Source organism: Streptomyces sp. NPDC037389, assembly GCF_040636475.1.
GTDB classification, from domain to species: Bacteria; Actinomycetota; Actinomycetes; order Streptomycetales; family Streptomycetaceae; genus Streptomyces; species Streptomyces hesseae.
In genome coordinates this window covers 21468-35932 of record NZ_JBEZUS010000019.1, presented here as the reverse complement: position 1 = coordinate 35932, position 14465 = coordinate 21468, and the positions used below count along the sequence as shown (strand labels likewise).

Below are 14465 nucleotides of genomic sequence, written 5' to 3'. Positions count from 1 at the left end.
TCAGCGCGACGATTCAGCGCGGCGCGCGGTAGTTCTGCTCCTGGCCGTCGTCGTAGTCGCCGTAGCCGTAGGTGTTGTCGCCGTAGCCGCCCTGGGGGTGGGGCTGAGGCTGGGCCTGGCCCTGGGGGTAGGGCTGGGGGTAGGCCTGGCTCTGAGGGTACGGCTGAGGCTGGGGGTGGGCCTGGCCCTGGGGGTGCGGCTGGGGCTGGGGGTAGGCCTGGGCCTGCGGGTGGGGCTGGGCCTGCGGGTACGGCTGGGGCTGGGGCTGGGGCTGGCCGTAACCGCCCTGGTTCCCGTAACCGCCGCCGTAGCCACCCTGGTCGCCCTGGTTCCCGTAGCCGCCCTGACCACCCTGCGCACCCTGTGCCCCATAGCCGCCCTGCTGGCCGTAGCCACCCTGGTCGGCGTACGCGCCCTGGCCCCCGTAGCCGCCCTGGTTGCCATAGCCGCCGCCCTGGCCGCCGTATCCGCCGTAACCGCCCTGGTTCCCGTGGTTCCCCTGGTCCCCGTACCCGCCGCCGGGACCACCCTGAGCCTGGCCGTGGCCTTGACCATGGCCGTAGCCGTCGTCGCCGTACCCGCCCCGGTCGGACCCGCCCTGGTCGAACCCACCCCAGTCATATCCGTCGGACGCGTCCGACGGGGCGGCCGGAGCCTCCGGCTCAGCCGGCTCGGCAGCGGCCGCCTTCTTCGACTTGGACCGCGCCCGCAGGAACTCGATGGCGATCGGCACGACCGAGATCAGCACGATCGCGACCAGCATCAGCTCGATGTTCTTGTGAACGAAATCGATCTTGCCGAGCGCCGCGCCCAGCAGCGTCACCCCGCCGCCCCACAGGGCGCCGCCGATGACGTTGAAGATGAGGAACGAGCGGTAGTTCATCCGGCTCACGCCGGCGATGATCGGCGTGAACGTCCGGATCACCGGTACGAAGCGGGCCAGGACCAGCGACTTCGGACCGTACTTCTCGAAGAATTCATGGGCCTTCTCGACGTTCTCCTGTTTGAAGAGCTTCGAGTCCGGCCGCTTGAAGAGCGTGGGGCCGACCTTGCGGCCGAAGAGGTAGCCGGCCTGGTCGCCGAGGATCGCCGCGAGGATCACCAGGGCGCACACCACCCACAGCGGATACTTCAGCGCGTTCGTCGTGACCAGCAGACCGGTCGTGAACAGCAGCGAGTCTCCCGGCAGGAAGAAGCCGATGAGCAGGCCCGACTCGGCGAAGACGATGGCCAGGACGCCCCACAGGCCGAATTGGCCGATCAGGTAGTCCGAGTCCAGCCACTGGGGGCCGAGCGCGAGAGTGGTGGGGGTCACGGTTGATGGGCTCCTGGGTGGAGGGCGCAGGCTCGTTGCGAGGCCCGGGCACAGGCGGGGGCGGCGGTGTGCCGCCCGAGGTTACCAACGTGCCCGCGACGGCCCCGGTTCCGGACGGCCCCCGGCGCCCGTCCCTGGGCGCGCACGCCCGCTCACGTGCCGTTACGGTCCTCGTGCACCTGAACGGCGCAACCCGGCCACCCCGGCGTGCGTCCCGAACGACGAACGGCAAAACTGCACACACATACGGAGGTGGATGCATGGGCATCGACGAGTACGGCGGCGGTCAGCAGTCCCAGGACGTGCTGGTGGTCACCACCAACGACGTGCCCGGCTACCGGGTCGACCGCGTCATCGGCGAGGTCTTCGGCCTCACCGTGCGCTCCCGTCACATCGGCAGCCAGATCGGCGCGGGCCTGAAGTCCCTCGTCGGCGGTGAGCTCAAGGGTCTGACCAAGACCCTGGTCGAGACCCGCAACCAGGCCATGGAGCGACTGATCGAGCAGGCCCGCTCGCGCGGCGCCAACGCCGTGCTCATGTTCCGCTTCGATGTGACCGAGGCCGCGGACGTCGGCACCGAGGTCTGCGCCTACGGCACGGCCGTGGTGATCTCCCCGCACGCGTAACGGCACGCGGTCCGGCAGGGCTCCCCGCTCAGGAACCCTCCGCCGGAGCCGGGCTCATGGTGCTGCCCGCCTGCGCCTTGGCCTCCGCATCGGCCGCATCGCCCGCATCGGCCTCACTGGCCTTATCGGCACGCGGCTGCGCGTCCGGCCCCGCCGCGCGCCTGGGCAGCTTGCCCCGCGTCACAGCGATCACGGCACCCAGGACCAGCACCAGCGCCCCGGTTCCCTGGAGCCAGCCGAACGACTCCCCGAGCAGCACCGTGGCGCACAGGGTGTTGACGATGGGCACGTTGAACATCATGAGGGACGCCTTCGCGGGTCCCACCTCGCCGACCCCCCGGTAGTAGAGGAGGTTGGCCACGGCGGCGGCCCCGATGGCCAGGAAGGCGGAGTTCAGCCAGACGCTGGCGGGCAGTTCGCTCCACTCGACCTTCGGCAGGTCGGGGGCCGCGAGGACGGCCAGCAGCACGGCGCCCGCGCAGGTCGCGTACGTGGTGGCCTTCAGCGGCTCGATGCCCGCCAGGACGCGGGGCCCGGCCAGGGTGTAGGACGCCCAGCACACGGCGCTCAGCAGGAAGAGCGCGTCGCCCAGGAGGCGCGACGACCCGCCTCCCCCGCTGCCGCCGGCCCCGAGGAAGAAGATCACCGCACCGGTGAGGCCCAGGGCGAGGCCCGACGCGCGAGCCCAGTCGGGCTTCTCCTTACCGGTCAGGAGGAGGAACGAGCTCGTCAGCACCGGGCTCATGACGGGGATCAGGATGCCCGCGTCCAGGGACGGAGCGAGCGAGAGCCCCCAGAAGAAGAACCCGTTGTAGGCGAAGACCCCCAGCACTCCGGCGGCCGCCGCGAGCCAGCCGGCGCGCGCCGGCACCCGCTGCTCGCGGTTGCCGAACAGCGCCACGGCCAACAGCAGCGCCAGGGCACCTCCACCGAACCGCAGAAGCGCGCCCACGGAGTGGGGGACGTGTTCCACGACCGATTTGGAGCTGGAGAAGGAACTTCCCCAGAGCAGCATGGTCATCAACAGCAGAGCGTACGGATTACTGAATCTACTCTTCGCAGCCATGGCACCGACTGTGAAGGACGGGCCGATTCTCTGACTTGAACGCTGGTGCGCAGATCAAGTGCGCAGGTCACAATGGATGAATGGCGAAGGGGAACGGCTGGGTTCGGTACTGGCGGGACGGCGCCCGCCCGCTGGAGGCCATGCACGCGCACTTCTTCGACCACGTCTACTCCCCCCACAGCCACGACGCCTACTCCTTCGGCATCACCGACGTGGGAGCGCAGAGCTTCCACTGCCGCGGGGCGAGCCACACCAGCGGGGCCGGCATGGTGATGGCCTTCAACCCCGACGAGGTCCACGACGGCCGGGCCGCGGCCGAGTCGGGCTATCAGTACCGCATCGTCCACATAGGCCCTTCGGTGGTGTCCGACACCCTCGCCGACGCCGCCGACGGAAGCACGGGGGCGATGCCCCTGTTCGTACGCCCCGTGCTGACGGACCCCGTTCTCACCGGCGCGCTGGCCCGCCTCCACGAGGCGCTGGTCCAGCAGACCAGTGCCCTGGTACGCGAAGAACTGCTGACGACGGCCGTCCTGGCGCTCGCGGAGCGCGGTGCGACGCAGGCGCCGCGCAAGCGGACCCTGGCGGGCGAAGCGCGGCGCCGGGCGGCCCGGCAGGCCCGAAGCCTGCTCAACGAGGCTTTTCTGGAGCCCATATCGGCACAGGAACTCGCCGAGGCGGCCGGGTGCAGCAGGTTCGCGCTGTACCGGGCCTTTCGCGCGGAGTTCGGGATGCCGCCGAGCGACTACCAGCGTCTCCTGAGACTCCGGCGGGCCCGGAACCTGCTCACGGACGGCCGGGCACCGGCGGAGGCCGCGGCATCCGCCGGTTTCTCCGACCAGGCGCACTTCAATCGCTGGTTCAAGCGCACCTACGGCATCACACCGGCGGTCTACCAGCGCGCGGGACAGTGAACACGCGCCCGTCCAACGGTCAGGTGGTGGCAGTGGTCCCCGCGTGCTCGGACGCGCGTACTTCCGGATCGGCCGCGGGTGGGGCAGGTTCGCGGAGGGCTCCCGTGAGCTTGAGGAGCGGTGTGGTCATGACGGTGGTGACCAGCGCCACGATGGTCAGCAGTCCGAGCATCTCCTTGTTGATGAGGTGTGCCTCGTAACCGATCTGAAGCACCACCAGCTCGGTGAGCCCGCGCGCGTTGAGCAGGATGCCCAGGGTGAGCGACTCCGACCAGGGCAGCCCCGTGAGCCGTGCGGACAGGCCGGGGCCGAAGACCTTCCCCGCCGTCGCGACGACCAGCAGGGCCAGCAGTGCCAGGCCGGCCCCGCCGCCCAGGTGGAGCGAGTGGAGGTCGACGCCGAGGCCGAACCCCAGGAAGAAGAAGGGCAGCAGGACGGTCTTGGCCGTGCTCGCCAGGGGCGCCGCCGCGGCGCTCGCCTTCCGGTGCCCATGGGGCCAGGCCAGTCCGACGAGGAGGGCGCCGATGAGCTGGTGAATGCCCAGCGCGGCGGTGAGGGTCGCGGAGGCCGCCACGGCGACCACGAGGAGCAGCGTGACCACGGGCGTGCTGGGCGTGTCCGCGCGCTCGGGCCAGCGCAGCATGAGGCGCCGTAGCGGCCCCACGAAGAGCACGGTCACGGCGATCACCACCAGGGCCTTGCCGAGTACGGAGGTGAGGTCGGTGCCGTGCGCGAGGGACAGGATCGCGGAGAGCATGAGCCAGCTCCCTCCGTCGCCGACCGCGGCCGCGAACAGGCTGAGCTGGCCGGGACGGGTCCGGGAGATCCCGAGGTCGCCGAGGATCCGCGCGAGCACCGGGAACGCCGTGATGCTCAGCGCGCACCCCACGAACAGCACGAAGGCCACGGGCGGCACCCCGGGGACGAGGTAGTCGTCCATGAGCGGCAGGGCGACCACCGCACCGGCGGCGAACGGCACGAAGAGCGAGGACTGGCTGATCAGCACGGCACGCGGCGCCGCGCCGCGCAGCCGCATGGATCCGAGCTCCTGCCCCACCCCGAACATGAAGAGCACAAGACCCAATTGCGCCAGCCCGTTGAACATGGGCAGCACCCCGGAGGGAAACAGCCATCCGGTCGCGCCGGGAGCCACCGATCCGAGAAAGGACGGACCGAGAAGGATGCCTGCGGCTATTTCGCCGGTGACCCTCGGCTGCCGCAACTTGACCGCCAGGAATCCCATTAACTGAGACGCCAGCAGGACCGCGGCCGCGCCCAGGAAGAAATGCCCGACGGTGTCCAGAATTGATTGCCCAGCGGCGCCCGATTTTCCGGAGGAGCTAGTTCCGCCCGCCCGGATCGACACGGCGAGGATCACCGCGAGAGGCACTAAAACGGTTAAAACGATCGCGGCGGGCACCCGCCACCGGGGACTCCCGCCACCGGTCTTCACCAGCTCGGTTCTTGCCAACTCCCCCCCAGGAAAGCCAGTTCACCCATGGGTAACAGCGGCGAGCCAATCCCACGCCCGACTCCCCCGTCCACCCCGAGTGATCAATGTCACATGATCTTGCCAAGCGCATATGCCGATGTGAGAGCGTTCTCCCCGCTGCGAATTTCAAGACCAATGCATCTCGCAACTTGAGACAGCAATCGGAACCATGGGGCGGACTTCATGGCAAAAACGGACGCTGCTGTTGGCCCTCAAAAAACGCTATTGGCGCTCTTAAGCCAGTCGGTGCGCAGCTTTCCGGAGCGCGACGCTCTGTCCGACGGCACTCAGCGATTCTCGTACCGCCGACTCGACGAGTGGTCGGACACCATCGGATCGCTGCTCCGAAAACAGGGAGTGCGCCCGGGTGACCGTGTCGCCCTGCGGATGTCTCCCGGCGCCGAGGCGGTCGCCGCCATGATCGGCATCCTCAAGGCGGGGGCCGCGTACGTTCCCCTGGATCTCCGGCACCCGTCGTCGAGGAAGAACTTCATCATCACCGACAGCGGGGCGACCACGCTCGTCGGCGACCCGGGCGAGGACATCGCCGACACCGCGATCACCACGGTGATCACCACGGCGGAGATCGCCGAACTGGCCGGCCGGCCCCCGGAGCGCCTGTCCGGCCCCGGGCCCGACCCGCAGGCCACCGCCTATGTCATCTACACCTCCGGTACGACCGGCGCCCCGAAGGGCGTTCCGGTCCGCCACCATCACGCGGCCGCCCTCTTCACGGCCGCACGAGCGGTCTTCGAATTCAACGAGCGGGACCGCTGGCTGCTCTTCCACTCGATCGCCTTCGACTTCTCGGTGTGGGAGATCTGGGGCGCCTTCACCACCGGTGCCGAACTGGTGGTGCTGCCCCACTGGGCGGCACGGACGCCCGACAAATACCTCGATGTGATCGCCGATCAGGGCATCACCGTCCTGAACCAGACGCCCACGGCGTTCGTGACGCTCGCCGAAGCGGCCCTGCGGTCCGGCCGGGACATGCCCGCCCTGCGGTACGTCGTCTTCGGCGGGGAGAAGCTGGTGCCCGCCGCGCTCCGCCCCTGGGCCAAGCAGTACGGGCTTTCCGGCCCCCGGCTGGTGAACGGCTACGGAATCACCGAGACCACCGTCTTCACCACGTTCCACGAGGTCGGCGAGGACGATCTGGTCTCGGACGAGTCCGTCATCGGCGCGGCCCTGCCGGGGTTCGGGCTCCGTGTGGTCGACGAGAACGGCCAGGACGTACCGGACGGCGAGACCGGTGAGCTGTGGCTCTCCGGCCCGCAGGTCACCGACGGGTATCTCAACCGGCCGGAACTCACCGCCGAGAAGTTCCCGGAGGTCACCGACCCCGACACCGGGGAGACCGTCCACTACTACCGCTCCGGCGACCTGGTGAACCGGCTTCCCGACGGCACGCTCGCCTACACCGGCCGGGCGGACCTCCAGGTCAAGCTCCGCGGGTACCGCATCGAGCTCAGCGACATCGAAGCCGTCGTGCGCCGTCACGAGGACGTGCTCGACGCGGTGGTCCAGGTGCGCCGGTTCAAGGCCGGCGACGACCGGCTGGTCTGCGCCTTCGTCGCCCGCGACGAGGACCGGCCCCCGACGGCCGCCGATCTCCGCAAGCACGTCAAGGAGCTCCTGCCCACCTATATGCATCCGGCCCGCTATCAGCGGCTGCCGGAGTTGCCCAGCACCGTCAATGGAAAGGTCGACCGGGCCGCTGTCGCCCGGTCATGGAACGAAACGGCTGCCACATGAGCGAACTGACGCAGAACAAGCCGGCCTTGGACGAGGTGCAGCGCCTGATTCTGGAGTGGTCCACGGAACTCCTTGAGGAGCCCACCACCGCCGAGGACAACTTCCTGGACCTGGGCGGCCACTCGGCACTGGCCCTTGAGCTGAGCAATCAGATCAAGGAGCGCTTCGCCGCCGAGATCGACATCCAGGTCCTCTTCGAGCGCACCCTCGGCGAGGTTGCCGCCGAAGTAGCACGTCTCGCCTGAACGTCCGTCCTGAACGTCCGTCCTGAACGTCCGTACAGACCCGTAGAGAGCGGATGACAAAGATGACTACTTCACAGCAGACGTCCTTCTCCCTGACCGAGGCCGAGGTCGCGCAGTTCGAGCGGGACGGCTTCCTCGGCCCCATCAAGATCTACGAGGTGGAGGAGATGGAGGAGCGCTGGAAGACCATCCAGCGCGAGCTGCGCGACCGTTCCCACGCCATCTACCCCGTGGGCGAGGGCAAGGCGAGCAGCATCTCCAACTACGACCGCCACCTGGACATCGATCTGCTCTCCGAGCACATCATGAAGCGGGAGATCGTCGACCGCGTGGCGTCGCTCCTGGGTCCCGACCTGCTCTGCTGGCGCAGCGAGTTCTTCCCCAAGTACCAGGGTGACGAGGGCACCGACTGGCACCAGGCGGCGACCTTCGCCCACGCCAGCGGCAGCCCGCAGATCCTCTGGCCCTCGGAGGACGGCCGGCCGGCGTTCGGCGGAACCATCACGGTGTGGACCGCGTTCACGCACTCCACCAAGGAGAACGGCTGCCTCCAGCTGATGCCCGGCACTCACAAGCACATGAACTACGACGAGTCCAAGGGCATGGAGTACGAGGCCGACGCGCTCAACGCCCGTGAGAAGGACGGCATCAAGCGGGGCTTCTTCGGCTACGACTACCGGCAGCTCCAGAAGGACCCCGACTGGAGCCCGGACGAGTCCAAGGCCTTCCCCCTGGTCATGAAGCCCGGTGAGTGCGTGATCTTCTGGTCGACGCTGATGCACGCGTCGCTGCCGCACACCGGTACCAAGAAGGACTACCGCATGGGCTACGCCGCCCGCTTCGTCCCCACCCAGGTACAGGTCTACCCGGGCACGGAGGAGATCAGCGAGTACGGCGGCGGCATCGTCCTCGACGACTACGGCACCGTACTGGTGTCCGGTGAGGACGCCTACGGGCACAACCGCAGGGCGAAGGAGAGCCGGCGCGGCTTCCAGTTCGTACCGCGCAGCCAGGACTGACGGGCTGACGGAGGGCGGGGGCGGGGGCGATCCCAGGACCACCCCCGCCCTCCGGCCGTGGACTCGGTCCACGGAGACAACGGGAGGCATCATGAAGCCCTATCCACTCATCCTGCTCCATCACGCGGGCGGATCCGCCGCCTTCTTCGCGCCCCTGGCGAAGGCGTTGCCGCCGGAGATCCAGCCGATGGCCCTGGACCTTCCCGGCCGGGGTCGCCGCTGGCGCGAGGCCGCCGTCACCTCCATCGACGAAGCCACCGACTCACTGCTGGACGCCGTCTCCGCCGTCAACGGCCCCTTCGCCGTCCTCGGCCACAGCCTGGGCGCCTATGTCGGCCTCGCCTTGGCGGCCCGGCTGGAGGAGACCACCGGAATCAGCCGTTGCTCCACCCTGTTCGCCTCGGCGAACGCGGGGCCGGGGGGAGCGGTCCTCCCGTTCGAGGGTTCTCCGCTGGGGGTGTCCGATGAAGAGATCTTCGAGATCACCGGCAAGTCCGGTGGCGGCGTCGCCCAGGAGGTGCTGGACCATCCGCAGTTGCGGCGGAGGACGGCCGACCTCCTCCGCGCGGACTTCGCGGTCTCGCAGTCCTTCCTGTCCAAGCAGCGCCGGACCGTCACCGAGGCCGACATCGTCGTGTGCTGGGGACGCGACGACATCTTCACTCCCCATCAGCTCGACCAGTGGCGGCTGAACTCGACCCAGCCGACCGAGTCCCACGGCTTCCCCGGGGACCACTTCTACCTGGAGCAGAACGTTCCTGAGCTGGTGGATCTCATCACGCGCCGGCTCCGCGTCCCCGCCGAACAGCGGGGCTGAAACAGGGGCTGAACTCCGCCGCCCGCCGAGATCTTGACCGTATAGTGTGACGATCGCCAGGCGTTGACCCGCCGACCGGAGCCCGGACGAGGCTCGGCCGGGCCGTGAGGGTCCGGGCCGTGAGGGTGGTGTCGCGGGAGCCGTGCGCTCGGCCTTTGTCGGAACGCATCACGCAAACGGACCGGAGTTAGCCGCCGATGACATCCCCGCAGTACCGTCAGGTGCCCGCCCAGGTAGATCTGCCCGCCCTTGAGCACGCGGTGCTCGACTTCTGGCGCGAGCAGAAGGTCTTCGCCAAGAGCCTCGATCAGTCCGAGGGGCAGCCCGAGTGGGTGTTCTACGAGGGCCCGCCGACCGCCAACGGCATGCCCGGCGCCCACCACATCGAGGCCCGCGTCTTCAAGGACGTCTTCCCGCGCTTCCGCACGATGCAGGGCTACCACGTGGCGAGGAAGGCCGGCTGGGACTGCCACGGCCTGCCGGTCGAGCTCGCGGTGGAGAAGGAGCTCGGCTTCTCCGGCAAGCAGGACATCGAGGCGTACGGCATCGCCGAGTTCAACGCCAAGTGCCGCGAGTCCGTGACCCGCCACACCGACGCCTTCGCCGAGCTCACCACCCGCATGGGTTACTGGGTCGACCTCGACGACGCGTACCGGACCATGGACCCCGAGTACGTCGAGTCCGTGTGGTGGTCGCTGAAGGAGATCTTCAACAAGGACCTGCTGGTCCAAGACCACCGCGTCGCCCCCTGGTGCCCCCGCTGCGGCACCGGCCTCTCCGACCACGAACTGGCGCAGGGCTACGAGACGGTCGTCGACCCCTCCGTCTTCATCCGCTTCCCGCTGACCTCCGGCCCGCTCGCCGGCCAGGCCGCCCTGCTCGCCTGGACCACGACCCCGTGGACGCTGGTCTCCAACACCGCCGTGGCCGTCAACGCCGAGGTGACGTACGTGGTCGCCACGGACGGCACCGAGAAGCTGGTCGTCGCCGAGGCCCTCCTGGAGAAGGCCCTGGGCGAGGGCTGGACGGCCACCGGCCAGAGCTTCACCGGCGCCGAGATGGAGCGCTGGAACTACCAGGCGCCGTTCTCCATAGTCGACCTCGAAGGCGCCAACTTCGTCGTCAACGGCGACCACGTCACGACCGAGACCGGCAGCGGCCTCGTCCACACCAACCCCGCCTTCGGCGAGGACGACTACAAGGTGTGCAAGGCGTACGGGATGCCGCTGGTGAATCCCGTCCGCCAGGACGGCACGTTCGACGAGAACCTCCCCCTTGTCGGCGGCCTCTTCTTCAAGAAGGCCGACGACGTCGTCCTCGCCGATCTCAAGGACCGCGGCCTGCTCTTCCGCCACGAGGCGTACGAGCACAGCTACCCGCACTGCTGGCGCTGCCACACCGCGCTCCTCTACTATGCGCAGCCGTCCTGGTACATCCGCACCACCGCCGTCAAGGACGCGATGCTGCGGGAGAACGAGAAGACCAACTGGTTCCCGGACTCCGTCAAGCAGGGTCGCTTCGGCGACTGGCTCAACAACAACATCGACTGGGCGCTCTCCCGCAACCGCTACTGGGGCACCCCGCTGCCCATCTGGCGCTGCGAGGAGAACCACCTCACGTGCGTGGGCTCGCGCGCCGAACTGACGGAACTGTCGGGCAAGGACCAGTCGTCGCTCGACCCGCACCGCCCGTACATCGACGACGTCACCTTCACCTGCACGGCGGAGGGCTGCTCGCTGGAGGCGGTCCGCGTCCCGGAGGTGATCGACGCCTGGTACGACTCGGGCTCGATGCCCTTCGCGCAGTACGGCTACCCGTACCGGAACAAGGAGCTGTTCGAGTCCCGTTACCCGGCGCAGTTCATCAGCGAGGCCATCGACCAGACGCGTGGCTGGTTCTACACGCTGATGGCGGTCGGCACGCTCGTCTTCGACAAGTCCTCGTACGAGAACGTCGTCTGCCTGGGCCACATCCTGGCCGAGGACGGCCGGAAGATGTCCAAGCACCTCGGCAACATCCTCCAGCCCATCCCCCTCATGGACCAGCACGGCGCCGACGCGGTCCGCTGGTTCATGGCGGCAGGCGGCTCCCCGTGGGCAGCGCGGCGCGTCGGTCACGGCACCATCCAGGAGGTGGTGCGGAAGACCCTCCTCACCTACTGGAACACGGTCGCCTTCCAGGCCCTCTACGCCCGTACGTCCGACTGGGCGCCCAGCGCGTCCGACCCGGCGCCGGCCGACCGTACGGTCCTGGACCGCTGGCTGCTCGGCGAGCTCAACACCCTGGTGGAGCAGGTCACCCAGGCCCTGGAGGCGTACGACACCCAGCGCGCCGGCAAGCTCCTGTCGTCCTTCGTCGACGACCTCTCCAACTGGTACGTCCGCCGCTCGCGTCGCCGCTTCTGGCAGGGCGACGCCGCCGCACTGCGCACGCTCCACGACGTGGTCGAGACGGTCACGCGGCTGATGGCTCCCCTGACCCCGTTCATCACCGAGCGGGTCTGGCAGGACATGGTGGTCCCGGTCACCCCGGACGCCCCGGAGTCGGTGCACCTCTCGTCGTGGCCCAAGGCCGACCGGACAGCGATCGACCCGACGCTGTCGCAGCAGATGCTGCTGGTCCGCCGCCTGGTCGAACTGGGCCGCGCCACGCGCGCCGAGTCCGGCGTCAAGACACGCCAGCCGCTGTCCCGTGCCCTGGTCGCGGCGGCGGGCTTCGAACAGCTCTCCCCCGAACTCCACACGCAGATCACGGACGAGCTGAACGTGTCGTCCCTGGCCTCCCTCTCCGAGGTGGGCGGCTCCCTGGTCGACACGACGGCAAAGGCGAACTTCCGCGCGCTGGGCAAGCGCTTCGGCAAGGGCGTCCAGGCGGTGGCCAAGGCAGTCGCGGCGGCGGACGCCGCTTCGCTATCGCTGGCACTGCGGGAGGGCACGGCCTCGGTGGAGGTCGACGGCGAGACGGTCGCGCTCACCCCGGACGAGGTCATCATCACCGAGACCCCGCGCGAGGGCTGGTCCGTGGCCTCCGACTCCGGCGCCACCGTCGCCCTCGACCTGGAGATCACCCCGGAGCTCCGGCTCGCGGGCCTGGCCCGCGACGCGATCCGACTGATCCAGGAGGCCCGCAAGAACAGCGGCCTCGACGTGGCCGACCGCATCGCGGTCCGCTGGATTGCCACCTCTCCCGAGACGACGGAGGCCCTCGCGGCTCACGCCGAGCTGATAGCGGACGAGGTCCTCGCCACGGACTTCGCCTCCGGCGAGGCGGACGGCTCTTACGGTGAGCCGTTCACGGACGAGGGCCTGGCCCTCACCTTCCGCCTCCGCAAGGCGTAACGGCCGCGCCGCTCTGCCCCACCGGATTCATCCGGTGGGGCAGAGTGAGCTGATCAGCTCCTACGGTCGAAGAAACGGTCCGTCCACACCCGGGCGGGTGGCCTTACGTTCGAGTGCGGGACATACGTGCACGACCTCGCCCACCATCCGGTTCATGAGAGCCACGCTGGACAACTGGATGTACCCGCCCGAGGGCGGCTGGACGTACGACCAGGTGAAGGAGCTGGTCCTGCCATGCGACTGGGAACTACTGGGCGGGAAGGTCACGGTCCGAGGCAATACCAGCTGGTGGCACGACCAGGTCCGGGATGGGCTCTACTGCCGGCTGATGAGCGCGAAGCGCGAGCCGTTCACCGCCAACATCGAACGGTGGACCATGATCGACGAGAGCAACATTCCAACGCCCGACGTCGTGGTCTTCGACAAGCGCGATCTCGACGTCCGGACCTTGGACTGCACCCCCGTCGGGAAGGTCGTGCTCGCGGTCGAGGTCGTCTCTCCCGGCTCGCGCTGGGTGGACCACTTCTACAAGCACGCCATGTACGCCGACGCAAAGATCGACCACTACTGGCGCGTCGAGCGCGGCGAGGACGACCTGCCCGTCGTGCACGAGTTCTGGCTGCACCGGGAAGTCGACTGGTACATCCCCAGCCCCGAGTGCTCCAAGCACATCGGCACGCTCAAGACCGAAGTCCCCTTTCCCATCGAGATCGATCTCCGCAGCCTGATCGAGGACTGACCAGTCTTTTCTCCGCCGTCGCGCAGAACTGGCGCGCCCAGTATCGGAGTTCCCCCACCGTCCCTATCCCGACCAGCGGAAGACCCCGTCGTGGCCGGATCGTCCCGGGCCTGGCCTTCCTTCAGGTCCTCGATGAACGCGTGTTTCGGACGATCGGATTCGGCCGGGACGTTGCCGTACCCGTGCGCGAGAGCCTCGCCGAACCCGTCCGGCCTGCGGCGCCCGTCGCCGGCGAGGTGAAATGACAAAACACACACGCCGGATTCCCGGACCACGTCCGCCCCACCGCCACCGGGTGAATCATTGGCCACCTTGCGATAAACGGCCCGAAGATAACCCGTCCGACGCCCGGAAAGCGGGCGCGGTGGATTTCCAATGTTCCAGACGTCACGCAGCCGTAAGCCACGGATGAGCGCACCGCCATATCGGGCCAAGGTACAGCGCGCTCGCGTAAACGTTGACTTCCCTCCCCCTCACCAGGCTTATCGGCACATGGCCCAGCTGAAGGGGAGGCGACCTCCTGTCCGGCGTCAATAATCTGTTGCACACATGACCGAGACGCCATACCGCCCCCATCAGCGCAGGTGAGCAGGCGTCACTGTCCGACCGCGCGGAATGATCCAGAGACGCATGTCGCCCAGGAGAAGGCATGGCGCGTTTATCCGGAGTTGCAGATTCCATGCTTTGACGCCCGCTTTTCAGGAGCCGTACGTTTCTCAACGTGCCCGGACAGCCAATACACCGTTCGATCCGGGTGTGAAAATGCGCGCCGAACTTCGGCGGCCAACCAGGAAGAAAGGAAGGGGAACCATGTCAGAGCCCAATACCCCGAAGCCCAGTCTCACCAAGCTGGAGCCTGCGTCGGGCTCCATGGCAGGCGGCAAGACCGTAAAGGTCCACGGCAACCGCCTGGACTACGTTTACTCCGTGACGTTCGGAGGACACGAAGTCGAGAAGATAGTTCCTGTCTCGGGGACCGAAATCGAGGTCATTACTCCGTCCCACAATGAGGGCACCGTAGTGGTCTACGCCTACAGCGACGGCGGCCCCAGCAACCCCATGCACTACACCTACACCGACTGACGTCGGTCGGGCAGCACGCCAAGGGGTCCCGGCGCAGGCCGGGGCCTCTTGGAGTT

12 protein-coding genes are annotated in these 14465 nt (G+C 68.4%); 9 read left to right on the top strand and 3 right to left on the bottom strand.

What is annotated here, in order from left to right; all coding sequences use genetic code 11:
• Positions 1-13: 13 nt before the first annotated feature.
• On the bottom strand, positions 14-1315 hold the full coding sequence (locus AB0E98_RS30330) for a VTT domain-containing protein (protein WP_361708836.1): 1302 nt from the start codon (positions 1313-1315) through the stop codon (positions 14-16).
• Between the two features lie 260 nt (positions 1316-1575).
• Here AB0E98_RS30330 and AB0E98_RS30325 point away from each other — a divergent pair, with 260 nt between their 5' ends.
• Positions 1576-1941, top strand: coding sequence for a YbjQ family protein (locus AB0E98_RS30325; protein WP_311614896.1), 366 nt, complete (start codon positions 1576-1578; stop codon positions 1939-1941).
• 28 nt (positions 1942-1969) lie between these two features.
• On the opposite strand, the gene AB0E98_RS30320 is transcribed toward AB0E98_RS30325, so the two are convergent.
• On the bottom strand, positions 1970-3007 hold the full coding sequence (locus AB0E98_RS30320; protein ID WP_361708833.1) for a DMT family transporter: 1038 nt from the start codon (positions 3005-3007) through the stop codon (positions 1970-1972).
• Positions 3008-3087: 80 nt separating this feature from the next.
• On the opposite strand from AB0E98_RS30320, the gene AB0E98_RS30315 reads away from it, so the two are divergent.
• The gene (locus AB0E98_RS30315; RefSeq protein WP_361708830.1) at positions 3088-3921 is read left to right on the top strand and encodes an AraC family transcriptional regulator; all 834 of its coding nucleotides are present in this window, start codon (positions 3088-3090) and stop codon (positions 3919-3921) included.
• Positions 3922-3940: 19 nt separating this feature from the next.
• Here AB0E98_RS30315 and AB0E98_RS30310 read toward each other — a convergent pair whose 3' ends face one another.
• Positions 3941-5287: a cation:proton antiporter gene (locus AB0E98_RS30310; protein WP_361708951.1), complete on the bottom strand. Its 1347-nt coding sequence runs from the start codon at positions 5285-5287 to the stop codon at positions 3941-3943.
• 372 nt (positions 5288-5659) lie between these two features.
• On the opposite strand from AB0E98_RS30310, the gene AB0E98_RS30305 reads away from it, so the two are divergent.
• The 7 genes from AB0E98_RS30305 to AB0E98_RS30275 all read left to right on the top strand — a co-directional run bounded on the left by AB0E98_RS30305 (position 5660) and on the right by AB0E98_RS30275 (position 14409).
• Entirely contained in the window at positions 5660-7168 is a 1509-nt protein-coding gene (locus AB0E98_RS30305; protein WP_361708829.1) for an amino acid adenylation domain-containing protein, read from the top strand.
• Complete coding sequence (locus tag AB0E98_RS30300; RefSeq protein WP_361708828.1) at positions 7165-7413, top strand: phosphopantetheine-binding protein; 249 nt, start codon at positions 7165-7167, stop codon at positions 7411-7413. The genes AB0E98_RS30305 and AB0E98_RS30300 overlap by 4 nt, the downstream gene beginning before the upstream one ends.
• A gap of 62 nt (positions 7414-7475) precedes the next feature.
• On the top strand, positions 7476-8432 hold the full coding sequence (locus AB0E98_RS30295) for a chlorinating enzyme (protein WP_361708825.1): 957 nt from the start codon (positions 7476-7478) through the stop codon (positions 8430-8432).
• Positions 8433-8523: 91 nt separating this feature from the next.
• A complete protein-coding gene (locus AB0E98_RS30290) occupies positions 8524-9249 on the top strand; it encodes an alpha/beta fold hydrolase (protein ID WP_361708822.1) in 726 nt (241 codons plus the stop codon).
• A gap of 197 nt (positions 9250-9446) precedes the next feature.
• Complete coding sequence (ileS, locus tag AB0E98_RS30285) at positions 9447-12587, top strand: isoleucine--tRNA ligase (protein ID WP_361708820.1); 3141 nt, start codon at positions 9447-9449, stop codon at positions 12585-12587.
• A 154-nt stretch (positions 12588-12741) separates the two neighbouring features.
• A complete protein-coding gene (locus AB0E98_RS30280) occupies positions 12742-13326 on the top strand; it encodes a Uma2 family endonuclease (RefSeq protein ID WP_361708817.1) in 585 nt (194 codons plus the stop codon).
• Positions 13327-14136: 810 nt separating this feature from the next.
• On the top strand, positions 14137-14409 hold the full coding sequence (locus AB0E98_RS30275) for an IPT/TIG domain-containing protein (RefSeq protein WP_361708814.1): 273 nt from the start codon (positions 14137-14139) through the stop codon (positions 14407-14409).
• The last annotated feature ends 56 nt before the right edge of the window (positions 14410-14465 follow it).

Excerpts from the sequence above, each read along its gene's own strand:
- ileS (WP_361708820.1), top strand. The coding sequence starts at position 9,447 with ATGACATCCCCGCAGTACCGTCAGGTGCCCGCCCAGGTAGATCTGCCC.
- AB0E98_RS30320 (WP_361708833.1), bottom strand. The coding sequence starts at position 3,007 with ATGGCTGCGAAGAGTAGATTCAGTAATCCGTACGCTCTGCTGTTGATG.
- AB0E98_RS30280 (WP_361708817.1), top strand. The coding sequence starts at position 12,742 with ATGAGAGCCACGCTGGACAACTGGATGTACCCGCCCGAGGGCGGCTGG.
- AB0E98_RS30315 (WP_361708830.1), top strand. The coding sequence starts at position 3,088 with ATGGCGAAGGGGAACGGCTGGGTTCGGTACTGGCGGGACGGCGCCCGC.
- AB0E98_RS30290 (WP_361708822.1), top strand. The coding sequence starts at position 8,524 with ATGAAGCCCTATCCACTCATCCTGCTCCATCACGCGGGCGGATCCGCC.
- AB0E98_RS30275 (WP_361708814.1), top strand. The coding sequence starts at position 14,137 with ATGTCAGAGCCCAATACCCCGAAGCCCAGTCTCACCAAGCTGGAGCCT.
- AB0E98_RS30325 (WP_311614896.1), top strand. The coding sequence starts at position 1,576 with ATGGGCATCGACGAGTACGGCGGCGGTCAGCAGTCCCAGGACGTGCTG.
- AB0E98_RS30300 (WP_361708828.1), top strand. The coding sequence starts at position 7,165 with ATGAGCGAACTGACGCAGAACAAGCCGGCCTTGGACGAGGTGCAGCGC.
- AB0E98_RS30295 (WP_361708825.1), top strand. The coding sequence starts at position 7,476 with ATGACTACTTCACAGCAGACGTCCTTCTCCCTGACCGAGGCCGAGGTC.